Origin of the sequence: Nostoc sp. CmiVER01 (genome assembly GCF_034531135.2) — a bacterium.
GTDB lineage: Bacteria > Cyanobacteriota > Cyanobacteriia > Cyanobacteriales > Nostocaceae > Nostoc.
Map to the genome: position 1 here is coordinate 56,707 of NZ_JAVRBU020000012.1, position 16,984 is coordinate 73,690.

12 protein-coding genes are annotated in these 16,984 nt (G+C 42.4%); 6 read left to right on the forward strand and 6 right to left on the reverse strand.

The annotated features are described in order from the left end of the window. The first annotated feature begins 294 nt into the window (after nucleotides 1-294). Nucleotides 295-984 carry a PD-(D/E)XK nuclease family protein gene (locus RMZ43_RS21340; RefSeq protein ID WP_322655660.1) on the forward strand — a complete coding sequence of 230 codons (690 nt, stop codon included), beginning with the start codon at nucleotides 295-297 and terminating at the stop codon, nucleotides 982-984. Between the two features lie 27 nt (nucleotides 985-1,011). Here RMZ43_RS21340 and RMZ43_RS21345 read toward each other — a convergent pair whose 3' ends face one another. From RMZ43_RS21345 to RMZ43_RS21360, 4 genes are read right to left on the reverse strand one after another with little or no spacing between them, the layout of a single operon-like run. After that, complete coding sequence (locus RMZ43_RS21345) at nucleotides 1,012-1,464, reverse strand: type II toxin-antitoxin system VapC family toxin (protein WP_322655661.1); 453 nt, start codon at nucleotides 1,462-1,464, stop codon at nucleotides 1,012-1,014. Further along, nucleotides 1,445-1,687, reverse strand: coding sequence for a hypothetical protein (locus RMZ43_RS21350; RefSeq protein ID WP_428850908.1), 243 nt, complete (start codon nucleotides 1,685-1,687; stop codon nucleotides 1,445-1,447). The genes RMZ43_RS21345 and RMZ43_RS21350 overlap by 20 nt, the downstream gene beginning before the upstream one ends. Before the next feature lie 15 nt (nucleotides 1,688-1,702). Next, the gene (locus RMZ43_RS21355; RefSeq protein WP_322652003.1) at nucleotides 1,703-2,917 is read right to left on the reverse strand and encodes a DUF790 family protein; all 1,215 of its coding nucleotides are present in this window, start codon (nucleotides 2,915-2,917) and stop codon (nucleotides 1,703-1,705) included. Further along, nucleotides 2,847-4,424, reverse strand: a complete 1,578-nt coding sequence (locus tag RMZ43_RS21360; RefSeq protein WP_322655664.1) for a DEAD/DEAH box helicase — start codon at nucleotides 4,422-4,424, stop codon at nucleotides 2,847-2,849. Before RMZ43_RS21360 ends, RMZ43_RS21355 begins: the two co-directional genes overlap by 71 nt. 770 nt (nucleotides 4,425-5,194) lie before the next feature. Between RMZ43_RS21360 and RMZ43_RS21365 the strand changes: the two genes are divergently transcribed. After that, complete coding sequence (locus RMZ43_RS21365) at nucleotides 5,195-7,876, forward strand: hybrid sensor histidine kinase/response regulator (protein WP_416212466.1); 2,682 nt, start codon at nucleotides 5,195-5,197, stop codon at nucleotides 7,874-7,876. 93 nt (nucleotides 7,877-7,969) lie between these two features. Here the strand turns inward: RMZ43_RS21365 and RMZ43_RS21370 are convergent, their stop codons facing one another. Further along, nucleotides 7,970-8,215: a hypothetical protein gene (locus RMZ43_RS21370; protein WP_322655666.1), complete on the reverse strand. Its 246-nt coding sequence runs from the start codon at nucleotides 8,213-8,215 to the stop codon at nucleotides 7,970-7,972. Between the two features lie 446 nt (nucleotides 8,216-8,661). Here RMZ43_RS21370 and RMZ43_RS21375 point away from each other — a divergent pair, with 446 nt between their 5' ends. The 3 genes from RMZ43_RS21375 to RMZ43_RS21385 all read left to right on the forward strand — a co-directional run bounded on the left by RMZ43_RS21375 (nucleotide 8,662) and on the right by RMZ43_RS21385 (nucleotide 15,513). Continuing rightward, nucleotides 8,662-11,223, forward strand: coding sequence for a penicillin acylase family protein (locus RMZ43_RS21375; protein ID WP_322655667.1), 2,562 nt, complete (start codon nucleotides 8,662-8,664; stop codon nucleotides 11,221-11,223). Nucleotides 11,224-11,690: 467 nt separating this feature from the next. Then, nucleotides 11,691-13,136: a RecQ family ATP-dependent DNA helicase gene (locus RMZ43_RS21380; RefSeq protein WP_322655668.1), complete on the forward strand. Its 1,446-nt coding sequence runs from the start codon at nucleotides 11,691-11,693 to the stop codon at nucleotides 13,134-13,136. Nucleotides 13,137-13,626: 490 nt separating this feature from the next. Continuing rightward, complete coding sequence (locus RMZ43_RS21385) at nucleotides 13,627-15,513, forward strand: S9 family peptidase (RefSeq protein WP_322655669.1); 1,887 nt, start codon at nucleotides 13,627-13,629, stop codon at nucleotides 15,511-15,513. A 27-nt stretch (nucleotides 15,514-15,540) separates the two neighbouring features. Here the strand turns inward: RMZ43_RS21385 and RMZ43_RS21390 are convergent, their stop codons facing one another. Next, a complete protein-coding gene (locus RMZ43_RS21390) occupies nucleotides 15,541-16,500 on the reverse strand; it encodes a dienelactone hydrolase family protein (RefSeq protein ID WP_428850909.1) in 960 nt (319 codons plus the stop codon). 121 nt (nucleotides 16,501-16,621) lie between these two features. Between RMZ43_RS21390 and RMZ43_RS21395 the strand changes: the two genes are divergently transcribed. Then, complete coding sequence (locus tag RMZ43_RS21395; RefSeq protein WP_322655671.1) at nucleotides 16,622-16,945, forward strand: PadR family transcriptional regulator; 324 nt, start codon at nucleotides 16,622-16,624, stop codon at nucleotides 16,943-16,945. Nucleotides 16,946-16,984: the final 39 nt, after the last annotated feature.

Below are 16,984 nucleotides of genomic sequence, written 5' to 3' on the forward strand. Positions count from 1 at the left end.
TGTGGAAAACACTAAAATGCGACATTAAAAGCTGCTTTTGAAGAAGTAAAAGCTGCTTTTGCTTGTGGAAAACACTAAAATGTGACATTAAAAGCTGCTTTTGAGAAAGGAAAAGCTGCTTTTAAAGAAGTAATCAGGCATTTTTACTTATTGAATATGAATTTTAGTCTAGGCGATCGCTCCTTCAAGTTTTAGCATGGTAGGCTTTGCATAAAACCTGTAAATTTGTATCCTCATGTAGTCTATTCTGGATTTGAGGGGAGGCGATCGAGATTAAAGTCAAAACATCAACTAATGCATGATACCCAACTGCTACCTCGAATTAATGCCACAGCCAAAAGAGAAAATGGTAAACAATATTATGTAGATGCCAAGGGAAACCGCTTTCCCAGCGTGACTACAATACTTAATGCCACCAAATCACAAGCAGACAGAGACAGATTATTAAACTGGAAAACGCGTGTTGGTACAGAAGAAGCTAGCCGCATTACTACCACTGCTAGCCGTCGGGGAACCCAAACACACAAACAAATTGAGCGCTACCTTCTTGGACAAAACCCTGTTTGTCCCGAAGCGAGTCGCCCTTATTGGGAGAGTATCAAGCCAGTTTTAGAACAAATCGACACAGTTAGACTGGTGGAAGGCTCTGTTTTTCATCATGATTTGGGTTATTCTGGCAAAGTTGATTGTATTGCCAGTTATCAAGGTATACCCTGTATTTGCGAGTGGAAAACAGCAGACAAACCCAAAGGTTCAATTGAGCATTTATATGAACATCCACTGCAACTTACCGCGTACATAGGAGCAGCTAACGAGTATTATCGAGATTATGGTATTCAGCTAAACCACGCTCTCTTGGTAGTAGCGATCCCAGAAATGCCAGCAGAGGTATTTTGGTTTGAATCAGCAGTCATTAAAGATTACTGGGAGCAGTGGAAAAAAAGAGTTGCTGAATATTGGGAACGCAGAAGCGTTTGGGGTTAATCAGTAGGATTACATAATTACCGGGCGTTAACCTTGTAATGGCAAGACAGTAATTAACCCAGAAAATCTTGCAAAATCACCTGTGTTGTGAGTGAGTAACTGAGGAATGCCATAAACTAGCATTGTGGCAACAATATTTGCATCATGAACTTGCTTACCACCAATAGCAATTTGCTCCATTAGAGATAAAAGTCTTTCTGTCACTTGGGCGGTTTCGTCAGCTACTCGAAATTGAGCTTGAAAAAATCGGGTACGCTCAATTATGATCGCAACAGATCGGGGATTCATCAATGCTTGTGGACGGCTAAGAGTCATTAAGAATTCCCGCAACACCTGGCGACTAATCCATAATTCAATTCCTGCGTCATAAAGATTTTCAATAGCTTGTAGTGCTGCTTGGTGAAAGGAAGATTCGGACACATTTGCATATACTAAGATGTTCGTGTCCAGAAATACAGAGTTAGCGACCCCAATCACCATACATATCCTCACGTCTTAGAGAAAGATTTTCAGGCCAAGGGCCATAATTATCTATAGGGAAGTTTAGAGGAGGACGTTTTTCCTTGCTCTCTGCTTTCTCTGCCAAAGGCTTTTCATCAATTACTATTACCACCTGATGTTCACCCTCTGGAATATCCAATGGTAACTGCGCTGTAATCTTACCATCTTTTGTAACTATGGCAATTGTTTCTATACTTTTCATCTCATTTATCCTTAATCAATCCATTACAGCTAAAACAGCTTTTGGCAATAACTTATCTTTAAACCAAACAATTCTGGCGGGGACATCGTTTAATTTTACTCCTGCTTTTTCTAAATTAAGTCGCTCGGAAATTGCTAAAATTAAGTCATCACGTCCAGCGCGTCGCACTTGAGAAAACTTCTTTTGTAAATATTCCGGTCGCCAATAACCAACAATTTCTAATAAGAATGTGCGTCCATCAGCATGAACTAAGCGAAAATCGGGAATCATCACACTACCGGGAATTGGTATTAAATCAACTTCTCGCTCTAACGCCCAACCACTTTTTAATGCATCCCATTTATCAGCAAAGGATGCCTCTAGCATACTATCGTAGGGCTTACCTGGGGGATAGTGGGATACCAAACCACATTCGGAATTGAGAGTAAAACGTCCAGTTTTCCAAGTGTTTGTATAAGCATCGCGGGTTTGGAGAATCGACGAGAGACTCCATTTAGTAACGTGAAGTAAAGCCGGAATAAGTTTAGCGATCGCTAACCCATATCGTGTACTAGGATTAAACAAACTCGTCGGCCCATCAATAGTAATTGTAAACCCGTGGTCAGCATCGCCCTCAATATAAGCCATCAATTGAAACAACTTTAAATAGCGAAATAACAGCTTATATTCACCAGGAACATTCCGATGAGCATTTAACACCAATTGACTAGCTTTATAAAATACACCCTGCACCTGAGATAAATTATATCGATTTAATACATCTGGCGCTGTTGGTGCATCAAACACTGTCAAAATTTTATTTTCAGATAAATCAGCATAGAGTCCATTCCGAACCTGTTCTAATAAAACCTCGCGCTCAAGTTCTTGAGTTAACTCATCAGCAACTTTACTCAAAGTAACTTGTGTAGATTCCCGACTAGAAACCGATTTTGCAGCCAACGAAAACACCCGTTCTCTTAACATTTGTGGTTCCAAAGGACTAACCACCTCAAAAGTACAAAAACTACTTTTGAGAATATAAGCTAACCCTCGCTTCACGCGATAATCTGTAGAATCTCCTTCAAAATCAGTCAATTGTCGCTCAAGCACACCTTGAGTCTTCCCCACTGCTGATTGAAAATAATTAATTAACTCAATCGCCAACTCCGAAGTTTTCTGATCAATCTTCAGTCTCTTCGGAATGATCTCCTCTCCGTTTTGGCGATGCATCAGTAAATCTGTCGGTAACATCTGCTGAATTTTGGATTTTAGATTTTGGATTTTGGACTGAATAATTAATTTCTAACTGTTCCGCAGCCTTCAAACTCCGTTCCTTCCCACTTCCATACACAACCTGCAAATTTTCTTTCTTCTCCCCTTGTCCCCTTATCCTCTCCCCTCTCCGCCTAGCCGAAGTTCCCTCCTCACTCGTATCCTCCGCCACCACTTCATACAAAATCGCCTGCTTATTCTCAATATTCCCCTTCCGCAAAACCCTACCCAATCGCTGAGTATACTCCCTAGCCGAACCCGTTCCCGATAAAATAATCGCAACAGTTGCCGCAGGTACATCAACCCCTTCATTCAACACATGAGAAGCAACCAAAGTATTATATTTACCCTCTCGAAACTTTGTTAATATCTCATGGCGTTCTTTTACAGGAGTTTGATGAGTAATTGCCGGAATTAGCAACTCTTGAGAAATGCGATAAACCGTTGTATTATCAGCAGTAAAAATCAAAATTCTTGCCGGATAATGTTCTGCCAATAAATCAATCAAAATTCGCAACTTTCCATCAGTACCCAAGGCGATATCTTTCGCTTCTCGATGCGCTAACATTGCCCTACGTCCAGATTGCGATCTAGCACTCATTTGCACGAACATTTGCCAACCTTGCAGACTCCCCAAAGAAATCTTCGATTGCTTTAAAAAGTCATTGCGGGTTTGAATTAACTGGTTGTATCTTTCCCGCTCAAGTTGCGATAACTTTACCTTAATTTGAACAATTTCATGTTCTGCTAACGCCTTCCCCGCCAAATCTTCGGCGCGTTTGCGATATACTTCTTCTCCAATGAGAATATTTAAATCAGCGTGTTTCCCATCGGTGCGTTCTGGTGTCGCGGAGAGTCCAAGACGATAAGGTGCGATCGCATATTCAGCAATCACTCGATTAAAATCTGTGGGTAAATGATGACATTCATCAAAAACAATCAAACCATATTGATTTCCCAACGTCTCAGCGTGAATTGCTGCACTATCATAAGTTGCAACGAGAATTGCCGTTCTATCCCGCGAACCACCACCCAGCAATCCCACATCAGCATCAGGGAAAGCCGCTACTAAGTGTGCATACCACTGATGCATTAAATCCAAAGTTGGTACGACAATTAGCGTCGTGCGCGGCGTTGACTGCATCGCCATTTGCGCCAAATAAGTCTTTCCCGCCGCCGTGGGCAGCACAACAACCCCTTGTCTACCCGCCAGTTTCCAAGCTGCTAGCGCCTCAGTTTGGTGGGGATAAGGTTCCATTTCCAGACTAGGAACTAAATCTACAGGATAAAATTGCTTCGCCTCATCGATAAAATTCACATCTTCCGCTTGTAGTGCTTCCACTAGCGATCGATATCTAATTGCCAGAATGCGGAATTTTTCAACTCTATCATCCCATGTAGCATAATCCATCCAACCTTTACCGCGTGGTGGTGGATGCAAAATTAATGTACCACGATCAAAACTTAATGTAGGAGTACGAGCCATTTCGGGGATTGGAGATTGGGCATTGGGGATTGGGCATTCATTTCGCTATGCCCTATTTCCTAGTCTATTGATTACTAATAACGCAAAAAGTGCATGATTCATCCAACTAACTCTAAGAAAACCCAACTAGATGCGCTCATTAATCACGGAATGTCACATCGAAAAACCAACAATAACTTTGCCGTTATTAGCTTTTAAAGGATAAATACTTATTAGAAAAATGAAGTTTAATTCCAATACAGTTGAGTTAAGCATTTCTTTGCCTCCTTCTCTAACGAGACACTACACGTTGGCATTCGCATTAGCGTCTCTGAAAGAGAAGCTTCTTGCAGAGAAGGCAGTAGCCTGCGTCAAGCCAGTTTGCATCTACAGTCATAAAAATTTAACCCAAGCGTATTGAGTTTAATTCAGGTTAAAGGCAAAGGAGAAATGATGATTTATATCCTAAGAGGAATTAATCTAAAGATTTAATATATCTATGCTTTTTGATAGAGAATTAAAAATAAATATATATCATTAGAACGACCATTATTAGGTTATTGTATATTTGCTAAAACTAAGTTTTACTACCTTAGATAGATTCATACCAATTAACTGTTTCGATGTGTATTTTTTCAATGCATAATAAATGTTGAGCGATGTCTACAATGGTCACTGAGTGCCTGGTGAGGAAATATCTGAACTATGCCGAAGTGCAGGTTACGCTAACGCATTATCAAGCTGATTTTGGGAATAATCCTTTAGCTAGCTGCATAAAAGGAGAAGCCACATTGAAAGGAACACGTTCCCTTCTAGCGCCCTATGCTGTGACATTATTAGCTGTTGGTAGCGCATTGCAACTAACACTATTGCTACAGCCACTACTGAAACCAACTATTTTTCTGCTATTTTTTCCTGCCGTGGCGGTTAGTGCCTGGTATGGCGGTATGAAAGCAGGGTTACTAGGTACTGCTTTGTCTACTTTAGTCGTTACCTTCTTTTTCTTAGAGCCAGTGTTTTCGCTCTTTGTTAAGAATCTAGAGAGCATAGTGCGGTTAGGCTTGTTTATGCTGGTAACAATACTCATAAGCTTGCTCACCTCAGAGTTACGCACTGCTAAACAACATCTTCAAATAAGTTTGCAGAAACTACAGGTGAGCGAGGCAAAATTTAGAAGGTTGGTAGATTCCAACATCATTGGGGTAATTGTAGCCAATATGGACGGGGCGATCGCAGAAGCTAACGATGCCTTTTTAGCAATGGTAGGTTATTCGCAAGAGGATTTGCTAGCAGGGCTTCGATGGCGCGACATGATACCACCAGAATATATTGAAGCTAGCAACAGTGCGATTGCAGAACTCAAAACCAAAGGCGTGTGTCAGCCTTTTGAGAACGAATACATCCGCAAAGATGCCAGCCGCGTTCCCATCCTGTTAGGTTGCGCTTTGTTAGAAAATAATCCAGAGGAAGTTATCTGTTTTGTAGTTAATTTAAGCGAACGCAAGCAAGTAGAAGCAGCACTGCGTCAACAAGAAGATCAACTTCGCCTGATTACAAATGCTGTACCTGTCCAAATTTCCTATGTTGATAACGAACAGTGTTATCGCTTTAATAATAAAGGATATGAAGACTGGTATGAAATTCCTGCTTCAGAAATTTATGGTAAACACATTAGAGAAATTGTCGGAGAATCTGTTTATCAGTCAATTCTTCCTTATATAGAAACGGTACTTTCAGGAGAACAAGTAACTTACGAAACCCAAGTACCCGATAAAAATGGCACAAACCATTATCTGAATGTCAGTTACGTTCCCCAGTTCAGTCAGCAAGGAAAAGTTGAAGGATTTGTTGCCCTAATTACAGATATTACACTTCATAAGTTAGCAGAAGCAGCTCTCAAACAGAGCGATAAACGCTTAAGGATATTGACAGAAAAAGTTCGTGTGATTCCTTGGGAGGTAAATGCTACTACCGGAAATTTTACTTATGTAGGGCCACAAACCGTTGATATTCTTGGTTATCCTTTGTCAGACTGGTATACCGATAATTTCTGGGAAAAATACATGCATTCAGAAGATCGAAAGTGGGCTATCCAGTATTGCCAAGAATCTTCTTTATCATTGAATAATTACGAATTTGAATACAGAATGTTGGCAGCTGATGGCAGAGTCGTCTGGTTGTATGACATTGTTAATGTGGTGCGGGATGAGAATGGGCCGCAACTATTACATGGATTCATGATTGATATTACCGATCGCAAGCAAGCAGAGCAAGAACGCGAACAATTGCTGAAGCGTGAACAGACAGCACGCGCCGATGCCGAAGCTGCAAATCGGATGAAAGATGAATTTCTCGCCACACTCTCCCACGAACTCCGCACACCCTTAAACGCCGTATTGGGCTGGGCACAGCTACTTAGGAATCGCAAGTTTGATGAAACTACTACTGCGCGAGCACTAGAGACAATCGAGCGTAACACTAAATCCCTAGCTCAACTAATCGAAGATGTTTTAGATGTCTCACGGATTATTAGAGGCACACTCCATCTAAATATTCATCGGGTAAAACTTGTACCACTTGTAGAAGCAGCAATCGATACTGTGTACCCAGCAGCCCAAGCCAAAGAGATTAGCATCAACTGTAAATTCGACCCGGAAGTAGGGGTAGTTGTGGGTGATGGCAACCGCTTGCAACAAGTTGTGTGGAATTTGCTCTCTAACGCCGTTAAGTTTACACCCAAAGGGGGAAGAATTGATGTGCAATTGGAGCGGATTGAATCTAGCGTGCAAATTCGGGTGAGCGATACAGGAGTAGGAATTGCTGCCGAATTCCTGTGCCATGTATTTGAACGCTTCTATCAACAAGACAGTTCGATCACGCGATCGCATGGTGGATTAGGATTAGGGTTAGCGATCGTCCGCCACTTGGTAGAATTACACGGCGGCACAGTCTCTGCCGAAAGTCCAGGAATTGGACAGGGTGCAACATTCATTGTCAATTTACCAATGAAAGCCGTTTATGTAGACGCTAATACCGCAGAGCAGCTTTCACCTGTTGGAGATACCCAAGACACTAACAATTACCTGCCAAAGCTAGATGATTTGCGGGTGCTGATTGTTGATGATGAGGCCGACGCGCGTCATTTGCTCACCACAATTCTAGGACAGTATGGGGCCCAAGTCATGGCTGCTCCATCTGCAAGTGATGCACTGCTGGCCCTACAAGAATTTCGCCCCCATATACTGGTAAGCGATATTGGTATGCCACAAGAAGACGGCTACACACTAATTCGTCAAATCAGGGCGCTACCAGCAGACCAAGGTGGGCGAATTCCAGCAGTAGCGCTGACAGCCTATGCTAGGGCAGAAGATCGGACACAAGCTTTGTTAGCAGGCTTTCAACTCCATGTCCCCAAACCAGTCAATCCGGGCGAGTTAGCAGCCGTAATTGCCAACCTTACCGGACGTACTTGAATAGTTTAATAAAAATTAGAACTAGCCTTGTCAAATGTAGGAACAATAACTGTTTTTTATCTTATAAAATTGCTAGTAGCAGCTTATACTTACTTAGGTTGTTTCAATTTTTTGTAACTCAACAAGTGGTTTTGATACAACAGGTAGTTTTGGCACAATAAGTGGTTTTGGCACAATATTTACGTGATTTGTAGCAGATTTAACAGTAGCATTTTTGACTTTTGAAACGCTACTAACAGGGGGATCTGCACCTTCTGTTGAAGTACCTCCTTGATAGCTTTCTTCTTCTTTTTCGGTAAGCTTCCTCAAAATACCTAATTCTAAAATTTTAATAACCATTCGTAAAACCTCTAAAATTAAAACTTACATAAGAAATGTATAGCAAATACATTGATATATCAATATGTATGTTTAACTTTTTTTAAACGCATTATGATCTGTATTAACGCCTTGCGATTTTGGAATTTTATAGTCAACTTCTAATAAATACGTTGTTTTCACACAAGAACATAAGTAAGTCGGTGCAATAAAACCAAACTATGTAAACAAAAGCAAATAAGGCTCAAACTCTTTCTCCCCTGATCCCAGCAAGAACTGCCTTATTGCAACAATAATTATTTACGCCGACCTACTTACCGCAGTCAGTAGGTTTCCTTTTTTGCTTTTTCAAGAGTTTTGCCCAAGTGCTTAACTTTTGGTATGCTTGAAGCTGAAAAGAAAGCCGTTTTATAAGTGCGTAGCTCTAAACCTATTTTTCTGGTAAAATCGCATAATTTAACTAAATAATGCCACGGCAAGCCCAAATAAAAAGCTTCAGAAAACGTTGGTTTCCTCAGATTCTCAAAAGAACTCTGATTGTACTGTTAATAATGGGGCTATTGTTAGTGGGATTCGCCACTTACACTGTGCGCCAATCCTTTGCTCAAGAGAGTGGCACAATTCAACTACCCAAACTCAAAGCAGAAGTAACTATCCAGCGCGATAAATGGGGAATTCCCCATATTTACGCTGCCAACTCCCACGATTTATTCATGGCGCAAGGTTATATCCACGCCCAAGACCGCTTTTGGCAAATGGATTTTTGGCGACACATCGGTTCTGGGCGACTGTCAGAAATGTTTGGTTCCTCTCAGGTTGACACTGACAGATATCTGCGAACTATGGGTTGGGCAAGGGTGGTGCAGCAAGAAATTCAAGAAATGAATGCAGAGATGAAAGCATACTTGGAAGCTTATGCAGATGGTGTAAATGCTTATCTGGCAGAGCATCAAGGCAGCACCCTGAGTCTAGAGTACGCTGTGCTAAAATTCCTCAATCCTGGGTATAAGCCAGAACCTTGGCAAGTAGTGCATTCCCTGACTTGGGGGAAGGTAATGGCTTACGATTTGGGCAGAAATTTCGATAGCGAAATTGAACGTGCCATCCTGCTCAAAACTCTTACCCCTGCTCAAGTAGAGGAACTTTTTCCACCATACCCTAAAGAATTGCCAGTGATTTTGCCTGAGTTTCAGGAAGGTGAGGGAGCAGGGGGAGCAGGGGAGGCAAGGGGAGAGAATAATGTTGAAGTACTTTTTAATTCTCCAGATGTTTTCCCGGCTTTAGAGTCAATTACTAAGCCGATGATGGCTTTGGAAAAACTTATAGGGCCTACGGGTATAGGTATTGGCTCGAATAACTGGGTGATATCTGGTAAGCGGACGGCTACGGGTAAGCCAATTTTGGCGAATGACCCCCATTTAGGTGTGCAAATACCTTCTATCTGGTATGAGGTTGGTTTGCACTGTACATCCAAGAGTGCAGAATGTCCTTACAACGTTACCGGGTTTTCTTTTGCGGGAATGATTGGAGTAATTATTGGTCATAGCGATCGCATTGCCTGGGGTGTTACCAATGTACAATCTGATGTGATGGATTTATACATCGAGAAAATCAACCCGAAAAACTCCAACCAGTATGAAGTAAATGGCAAATGGGTTGATATGCAACTTGTGAAAGAAACGATTCAAGTCGCGGGAAGTCAGCCGATTGTCCAAACGGTACGTTATACCCGACATGGGCCAATTCTCTCTGATGTTTCGCCTAATTTGAAGGAATTCAAACCCAGTCAGCCTATAGAATTACCGCAAAACTACGCCGTAGCCCTGCGTTGGACAGCTTTAGCACCTTCCAAACTAGCCTATGCTATTCCCCAAATCAATCGCGCCCAAAATTGGCAGGAATTCCGTATTGCTGCCAGTAACTATGATGTCCCTGCTCAAAACTTAGTCTACGCTGATATTGATGGCAATATTGGCTACCAAATGCCTGGTAAATTCCCTATCCGCGCCAAGGGAGATGGGCGTTATCCTGTTCCTGGTTGGACGGATGAATATGAATGGCAAAGCTATATTGACTTTGAGCAATTACCCAAAAGTTTTAATCCTTCCCTTGGTTATATTGCTACTGCCAATAATTTAGTTAAGCGTGAATATCCTTACCTGATTACCACAGACTGGGTTTATGGCTATCGGGCACAGCGCATCGTTGAGATGATTTCACAAAAAACCGAAGCGATTTCCTTAAAAGATGTGCAACAGATGCAGGGTGACGATCGCAATCTCAATGCACAAACACTAGTACCACTACTAAAATCTATCACAGTTGATACTCATCGCTTGCAAGCAGCCCAAAAACTGCTCTTAGATTGGAATTTGCAGTTGAGAATGACATCGCCTGCGGCTGCCTTATTTGAAGTATTTTGGAAACACCTGCTAGTAGATACATTTCACGATCAGTTGCCTGAAAAGTACTTTCCTGATGGAGGCGATCGCTGGTATGCTGTGGTAGCAAACTTAGTCAAACAGCCTAATAGTTCTTGGTGGGATAATCGCAACACCCCAAAGATTGAAAACCGCGACCAAATTCTACGGCAGTCCTTTACAAAAGCTGTGGATGAACTAGAACGTATTCAAAGCAAAGACCCGCAAAACTGGAATTGGGGCAAGCTGCATACTGTTACTTTTAAAAACGCTACTTTGGGTAAATCTGGAGTTGCACCGATTGAAGCTTTATTTAATCGTGGTGCATTTGCCACGGCTGGTAATGGCGAAACAGTCAATGCTAACCGATGGAGAGCAAATGAATCCTTTGAAGTGACTGATATTCCTTCACTGCGGATGATTGTAGATTTGGGAGATTTGGATAACTCAATAGCGATTCATACCCCTGGACAATCAGGACATGCTTTCCATACCCATTACAACGATATGGTTGACCCCTGGCGCAAAATTGAATATCACCCCATGCTGTGGGAACGAAAGAATGTTACAGCTAGTACTACTGGGACATTGAAGTTAGTTCCAAAATAATCAACGTAAAAGTCATGTCCTGCAAGGAACTGAAGTTCCTTGTTAATAGCAAAACTCATCTGAAGATGACTAAATATACCCAAAATCTTTAGTCTACTTCAGTAGAATTTAGCTGTTAGCCTTGAACTTTAGTTCCAGGCGGGTGAGTCAAGCCTTCATATCATGTCCGCATAATTAGTTACGATTTCCACAGTCATTTGACCCCACCCCCAACCCCTCCCCGCAAGCGGGGAGGGGAGACAAAGCATAGCTTTGGCGGGGTGGGGTTCTTGGGGTTTAATAAGTAATTAAGCGGACATGATATCAGTTAAGCTATCTCTAATTTTTAGTTTTTATAAAAATCAGTTCTTAATCCATTCTTATAATCAATAGCTTGCAAGGTGAGATGATGAAATTACTGAACCATTAGCTGGATAACAGAGGCTATATTCAATTTTCAAAGATATAAGTAGTATCTACTATTGATTATGAATCAGCCTACAATAAAATCTTGGCAAGAAGTTCTCGCTACGTTTAAAAAAATCTGGGGTTATGAAGATTTTCGTCCGCCACAAGGAGAAATTGTCAGCAGTTTATTGTCACAAAAAGATGCGCTGATTATTATGCCCACAGGTGGCGGAAAGTCGATTTGCTTTCAACTTCCCGCGCTACTACAAACAGGATTAACTCTAGTAGTTTCGCCGTTAGTAGCGTTGATGGAAAATCAAGTTCAGGAACTATTACAAAGCAATCAAAAAGCTGCACTTTTGCATAGTGAATTACCTTCATCTCAACGCCGTGCAACTCTGCAAGCTTTAGAACGTCAACAGCTAAGATTGCTTTATTTATCGCCAGAAACTTTGCTAAGTGCGCCAGTGTGGGAGAGATTATGTCAGCCGCACTTGCAAATTAATGGCTTAATTTTGGATGAAGCTCATTGTTTAGTGCAGTGGGGTGATACTTTTCGCCCAGCTTATCGCAGATTGGGGGCTGTACGTCCGGCATTACTAAAATCAAAACCACCAGGAACAAAAATCAGCATCGCCGCTTTTACCGCGACTGCTGATCCGTTAGCGCAAAAAATTATTCAAACAGTTTTACAATTACAGCAACCAGAGATTTTCCGGTTGAATCCCTACCGTCCGAATTTGCATCCCAGCGTTCGCATTGCTTGGACACCACGAGGTAGAAAACAACAATTATTAAAGTTTATTCAAAATAGACCGCAACAATCTGGGTTAGTTTATGTTCGCACTAGGAAAGATAGCGAAGATTTAGCCCAATGGTTAGCAGAGATGGGTTATGCCACAGCTAGTTATCATGCAGGATTGGGTGCAAGCGAACGCCGGGAAGTAGAAGCAAGCTGGTTAGGTGGCAAAATTCCGTTTGTTGTTTGTACCTGTGCGTTTGGTATGGGGATTAATAAAAGCAATGTCAGGTGGGTTGCCCATTTTCACGCGCCACATTTGTTATCTGAATATGTGCAAGAAATTGGCCGCGCTGGAAGGGATGGGAAACCGGCTGAAGCACTGACATTAGTAAGTGAACCTACGGGATGGTTAGATCCAGAGGATAAGCAAAGACAGGAATTTTTTCAAGAAAAAATGCGATCGCAACAACAAATAGCGCAGCAACTTGTGAAAAAATTACCAAAACAGGGAGAAGTGAATGCAGTAACTCGACAATTTCCCGAAGGTGCTACGGCGCTAGCTTTACTCCATAGCAGTGGTCAGCTAAACTGGCTTGATCCTTTTCATTACACCATTGCTCAAAAAGCCGGAAATCAGCCAGCGACGCAATTATACGCTGCTAAACAGATGCATCAATATCTAACAACTAAGCAGTGTCGTTGGCAATTTTTGTTAAATGCCTTTGGTTTTGACAAAGAAGCTGCTAACTTACGTTGCGGACATTGCGATAATTGCCGTCAATGAGTATCAAAGACTCATTCACGAATATCAAAGACTCGTCAGCGAGTATAAAAGACTCATTCACGAGTATCAAAGACTCGTCAGCGAGTATCAAAGACTCATTCACGAGTATCAAAGACTCGTCAGCGAGTATCAAAGACTCATTCACGAATATAAAAGACTCATCACTAAGAATAATTGATGAGTAAATTCTCTATAAAGACGGGGATTTATCGCGTCTCTCTAATGCAATACCGTTGAGTTAAGCTTTTTTCTCCCCCCCTGCCTCCTCTGCATCCCCTGCTCCCCCTGCCTGCCTTAACAGATAAATTTCCTTAACCCAAGCGTATTGCTCTCTAATGTGCCTGTGTTTTAGACGCGATAAATTGTGTCTTTACATGGGGCGCTCTTTTACCTTCAGGCATTCCCCTACTTATTCTAGGTTCATCCAATAGGATGAATTGTCATTTTGATAACCAAGTAACAATAAGGTAGTTAAGTAGAGGATGAAAATATGGCATCTGCTCAAGCACTCTCCCTACCACCACTGATTCCGCGCGAAATTCTGTTTGGGAATCCCGAAAAGACTAGCCCACAACTCTCGCCTGATGGCAAGTACTTGGCATATATTGCCCCTGATGAGAAAAATGTCTTGCAGGTTTGGTTGCGAACTGTAGGACAAGAAGACGACCAAATACTAACTGCCGATAAAAAGCGCGGTATCCGCATTTTCTTCTGGACTTATAACGCCGACCAGTTGATTTATATGCAGGACTCGGATGGCGACGAGAACTTTCACCTCCACTTGGTTAATATTCACTCCAAGATTGTGCGTGACTTAACGCCATTCCAGGGTGTAAAAGCCGAACTTGTGGAACTTGAACCCAAATTTCCAGATCAAATGCTGGTAGCTTTGAACTTGAACAATCCCCAAAAGTTTGACGTTTACCGCATCAATCTAAAAAATGGTGCTGTGGAGTTCGACACTGACAACCCCGGTAACATTATCAGTTGGACATCTGACGCTGATTTCCAAATACGTGCAGCAACAGCTAGCACAGCCGGTGGTGGTTACGACCTCTTATTGCAGAAACCCGATAAACAGTGGGAAATTCTTCGCCACTGGGGGCCAGAAGAAGAAGGGAATTCTGTAAGTTTCTCGGCTGATGGTAAAACCCTTTATATTCAAGGGAATCACGATGCTAACGCCAAACGTCTGCTAGCTGTTGACTTAGACACTCGTCAAGAAACTGTCATTGCTGAAGATGAGCAGTATGATGTTGTCGGGATAATCATTCAACCACTGACGCGAGTTATCCAAGCAGTTTCTTTCTACAAAGATAAACAAGAATGGCAAGTAATTGACCAGAGTATCGCCGCAGATTTTGAGGAAATTGCCAAGGTACGTCCTGGTGAATTCTCTATAATTAGCCGCGATTTGGAAGATAAAACTTGGGCTTTAGCTTATAGAACTGACGATGGCCCAGTTTATTACTATGCCTACAACCGAGAGTCCAAAACTAGCACTTTCCTCTTTAGCAACCAACCCAAACTCGAAACGTTGCAGTTAGCTTCAATGCAACCGATTTCTTACGAAGCACGGGATGGTTTAACTATCCACAGTTACCTGACAACCCCTGTAGGAATATTTAGCCAGAATCTACCAACAGTACTCCTGGTTCATGGTGGCCCTTGGGCACGGGATACTTGGGGTTTTTCTGCCACAACGCAATGGTTAGCTAACCGGGGTTATGCTGTTCTGCAAGTGAACTTTCGCGGTTCTACTGGTTACGGTAAAGCATTTTTGAATGCTGGGAATCGAGAATGGGCTGGCAAAATGCACGATGACTTGATTGACAGCGTGAACTGGTTAGTAGAAAAAGGTATTTCCGACCCGCAAAAGATTGCGATTATGGGCGGTTCTTATGGTGGTTACGCCACCTTAGTGGGGTTAACTTTTACACCAGAAATCTTTGCGGCTGGTGTGGATATTGTGGGGCCAAGTAACCTAATTACTTTGATAGAAACTATACCGCCTTATTGGGAACCATTGAAGGCAATGCTTTATCATCGTGTCGGTAACTTAGAGACAGAAGAGGAATTTTTGAAATCGCGATCGCCTTTATTTTTTGCTGATCGAATTCAAAAACCTTTACTTATCGGTCAAGGTGCAAATGATCCGCGAGTCAAACAATCAGAAAGCGATCAAATTGTCAATGCAATGCAGCAGGCTGGTTTGCCAGTACAATATGCACTTTACACTGATGAAGGACACGGTTTTGCCAGACCAGAAAATCGGTTGCACTTTTTTGCGATCGCAGAAGAGTTTCTCGCCAAATACTTAGGTGGCAGATTTGAACCTTTGGCAGATATCCCTGGTCATTCAGGAATTGTTCAATAAACTATCACGCATGGTGGTTAGTGTCATTCACTGACCACCTTTTGGCGGCAAATATTTAAGAAACTTAGATTTCGCACGTTCCCACATCTGCTCAGACAATACGTGCCCCTGATTCTCCTCGATGAAGTAGGTAAAACTATCTTCAGCCTCACACATATAATAAGCCTTCTCAATCTTCTCCATAGCCTTCCTGACCTCAATAACCCGACTGTGTTTATCCTCGCTGCCAAAATTGAGGTGTAGAGGACGAGGAGCAATCAGCGCCGCAATGTCCGGTGTATCACCGTATTGGTTCAAACCAGGAATAAAGATACCAAATCCAGCAAGACGACGAGTGTTATGAATGGCAGAGTAGGTTGGCAGAGCGCAGTTTCCCACAAGACACTTGAGCCTTGTTTCCCAAGGCCCGATAAGCCATGTAAAAATTGAGCCAAGGGAATGACCATAGCAACCGATCGCATCAGCATTTACATCGGGTCGTGAGCACAAATAATCGATAGCTCTATGCATATCGAGTATGTATTTCCACGCAAGGCACTTCCCGTTCATCAGATAACGCAAGAAGACAAAACGCTCAAAATCTCCTCCTCGAAGAATCGAGTCCTGTCGTTCCTCAAAGCACAGGGCATCTGGACAAAGCACAACATATCCTTCGCGTGCCAGAGCAACACCTGTGAATTGTGTCGGATCGCCTATAAGACCAGTCGGTTCGCTTTTTCCAAGCGCCCAATTATTATTATGCTGATGCCAGAGTGCGATCGCTGGCGCAGGTGATTTGGCAGTCACACCATCCGGTACAAGAATATATGCAGGTACACGCTCTCCAAGTTCGACCTGGTATGTTACTTTGTCAATACGATACCCCTCACGAGTTATTGAGTCCTCCAGCCGTGGATCAAGGGAACAAGGTTCGGGCCACTCGCCTCCCAAGCATCTAAGAAGATTCTGGCGAAAGTCTTCTGATTCTTTCATTTGGGGTAAAATCATTTGGCAAAACTGGTGTTGTCTTTAGTTTATTAATAGTTCTGCTCAACAGCAGGCTGCTTTAGCAATGCAATGCAAAAACCAAACAATGCCCAGCCCGATATAAGCGAAAATGAAATTCTAAGTGTCGCAAAAGCCTTGCCTAATGGATGGACGAGAGTTCTACTCAAGCTTGATTCGGCTTCACATTCTGCATCATGCAGTTCAGGAGCCAATTTTTGGGCTAGGCATTATTGAAGAACTGGCACGTCACGGCTATAAACTCAGTGCCGGAACACTCTACCCAATGCTGCATGAGATGGAGCGCAAGGGATATCTATATTCCATTGAGCAAAGATCGGGGCGGCAAAACCGACGACTCTACCGAGCTACCGATTTAGGAAAAATCACTCTAGAGGATGCTAAAGAAAAGGTACGGGAATTATTTGGGGAATTGTTCGAGGAGTAATGATGAGTTCTGAGTATGGATATGAGGGAGCAGTGGAAA

What these genes read in the sequence shown, in the direction of transcription:
- RMZ43_RS21340 (WP_322655660.1), top strand. Translation starts at nt 295, where the DNA reads ATGCATGATACCCAACTGCTACCTCGAATTAATGCCACAGCCAAAAGA.
- RMZ43_RS21345 (WP_322655661.1), bottom strand. Translation starts at nt 1,464, where the DNA reads ATGGTGATTGGGGTCGCTAACTCTGTATTTCTGGACACGAACATCTTA.
- RMZ43_RS21350 (WP_428850908.1), bottom strand. Translation starts at nt 1,687, where the DNA reads ATGAAAAGTATAGAAACAATTGCCATAGTTACAAAAGATGGTAAGATT.
- RMZ43_RS21355 (WP_322652003.1), bottom strand. Translation starts at nt 2,917, where the DNA reads ATGTTACCGACAGATTTACTGATGCATCGCCAAAACGGAGAGGAGATC.
- RMZ43_RS21360 (WP_322655664.1), bottom strand. Translation starts at nt 4,424, where the DNA reads ATGGCTCGTACTCCTACATTAAGTTTTGATCGTGGTACATTAATTTTG.
- RMZ43_RS21370 (WP_322655666.1), bottom strand. Translation starts at nt 8,215, where the DNA reads ATGGTTATTAAAATTTTAGAATTAGGTATTTTGAGGAAGCTTACCGAA.
- RMZ43_RS21375 (WP_322655667.1), top strand. Translation starts at nt 8,662, where the DNA reads ATGCCACGGCAAGCCCAAATAAAAAGCTTCAGAAAACGTTGGTTTCCT.
- RMZ43_RS21380 (WP_322655668.1), top strand. Translation starts at nt 11,691, where the DNA reads ATGAATCAGCCTACAATAAAATCTTGGCAAGAAGTTCTCGCTACGTTT.
- RMZ43_RS21385 (WP_322655669.1), top strand. Translation starts at nt 13,627, where the DNA reads ATGGCATCTGCTCAAGCACTCTCCCTACCACCACTGATTCCGCGCGAA.
- RMZ43_RS21390 (WP_428850909.1), bottom strand. Translation starts at nt 16,500, where the DNA reads ATGATTTTACCCCAAATGAAAGAATCAGAAGACTTTCGCCAGAATCTT.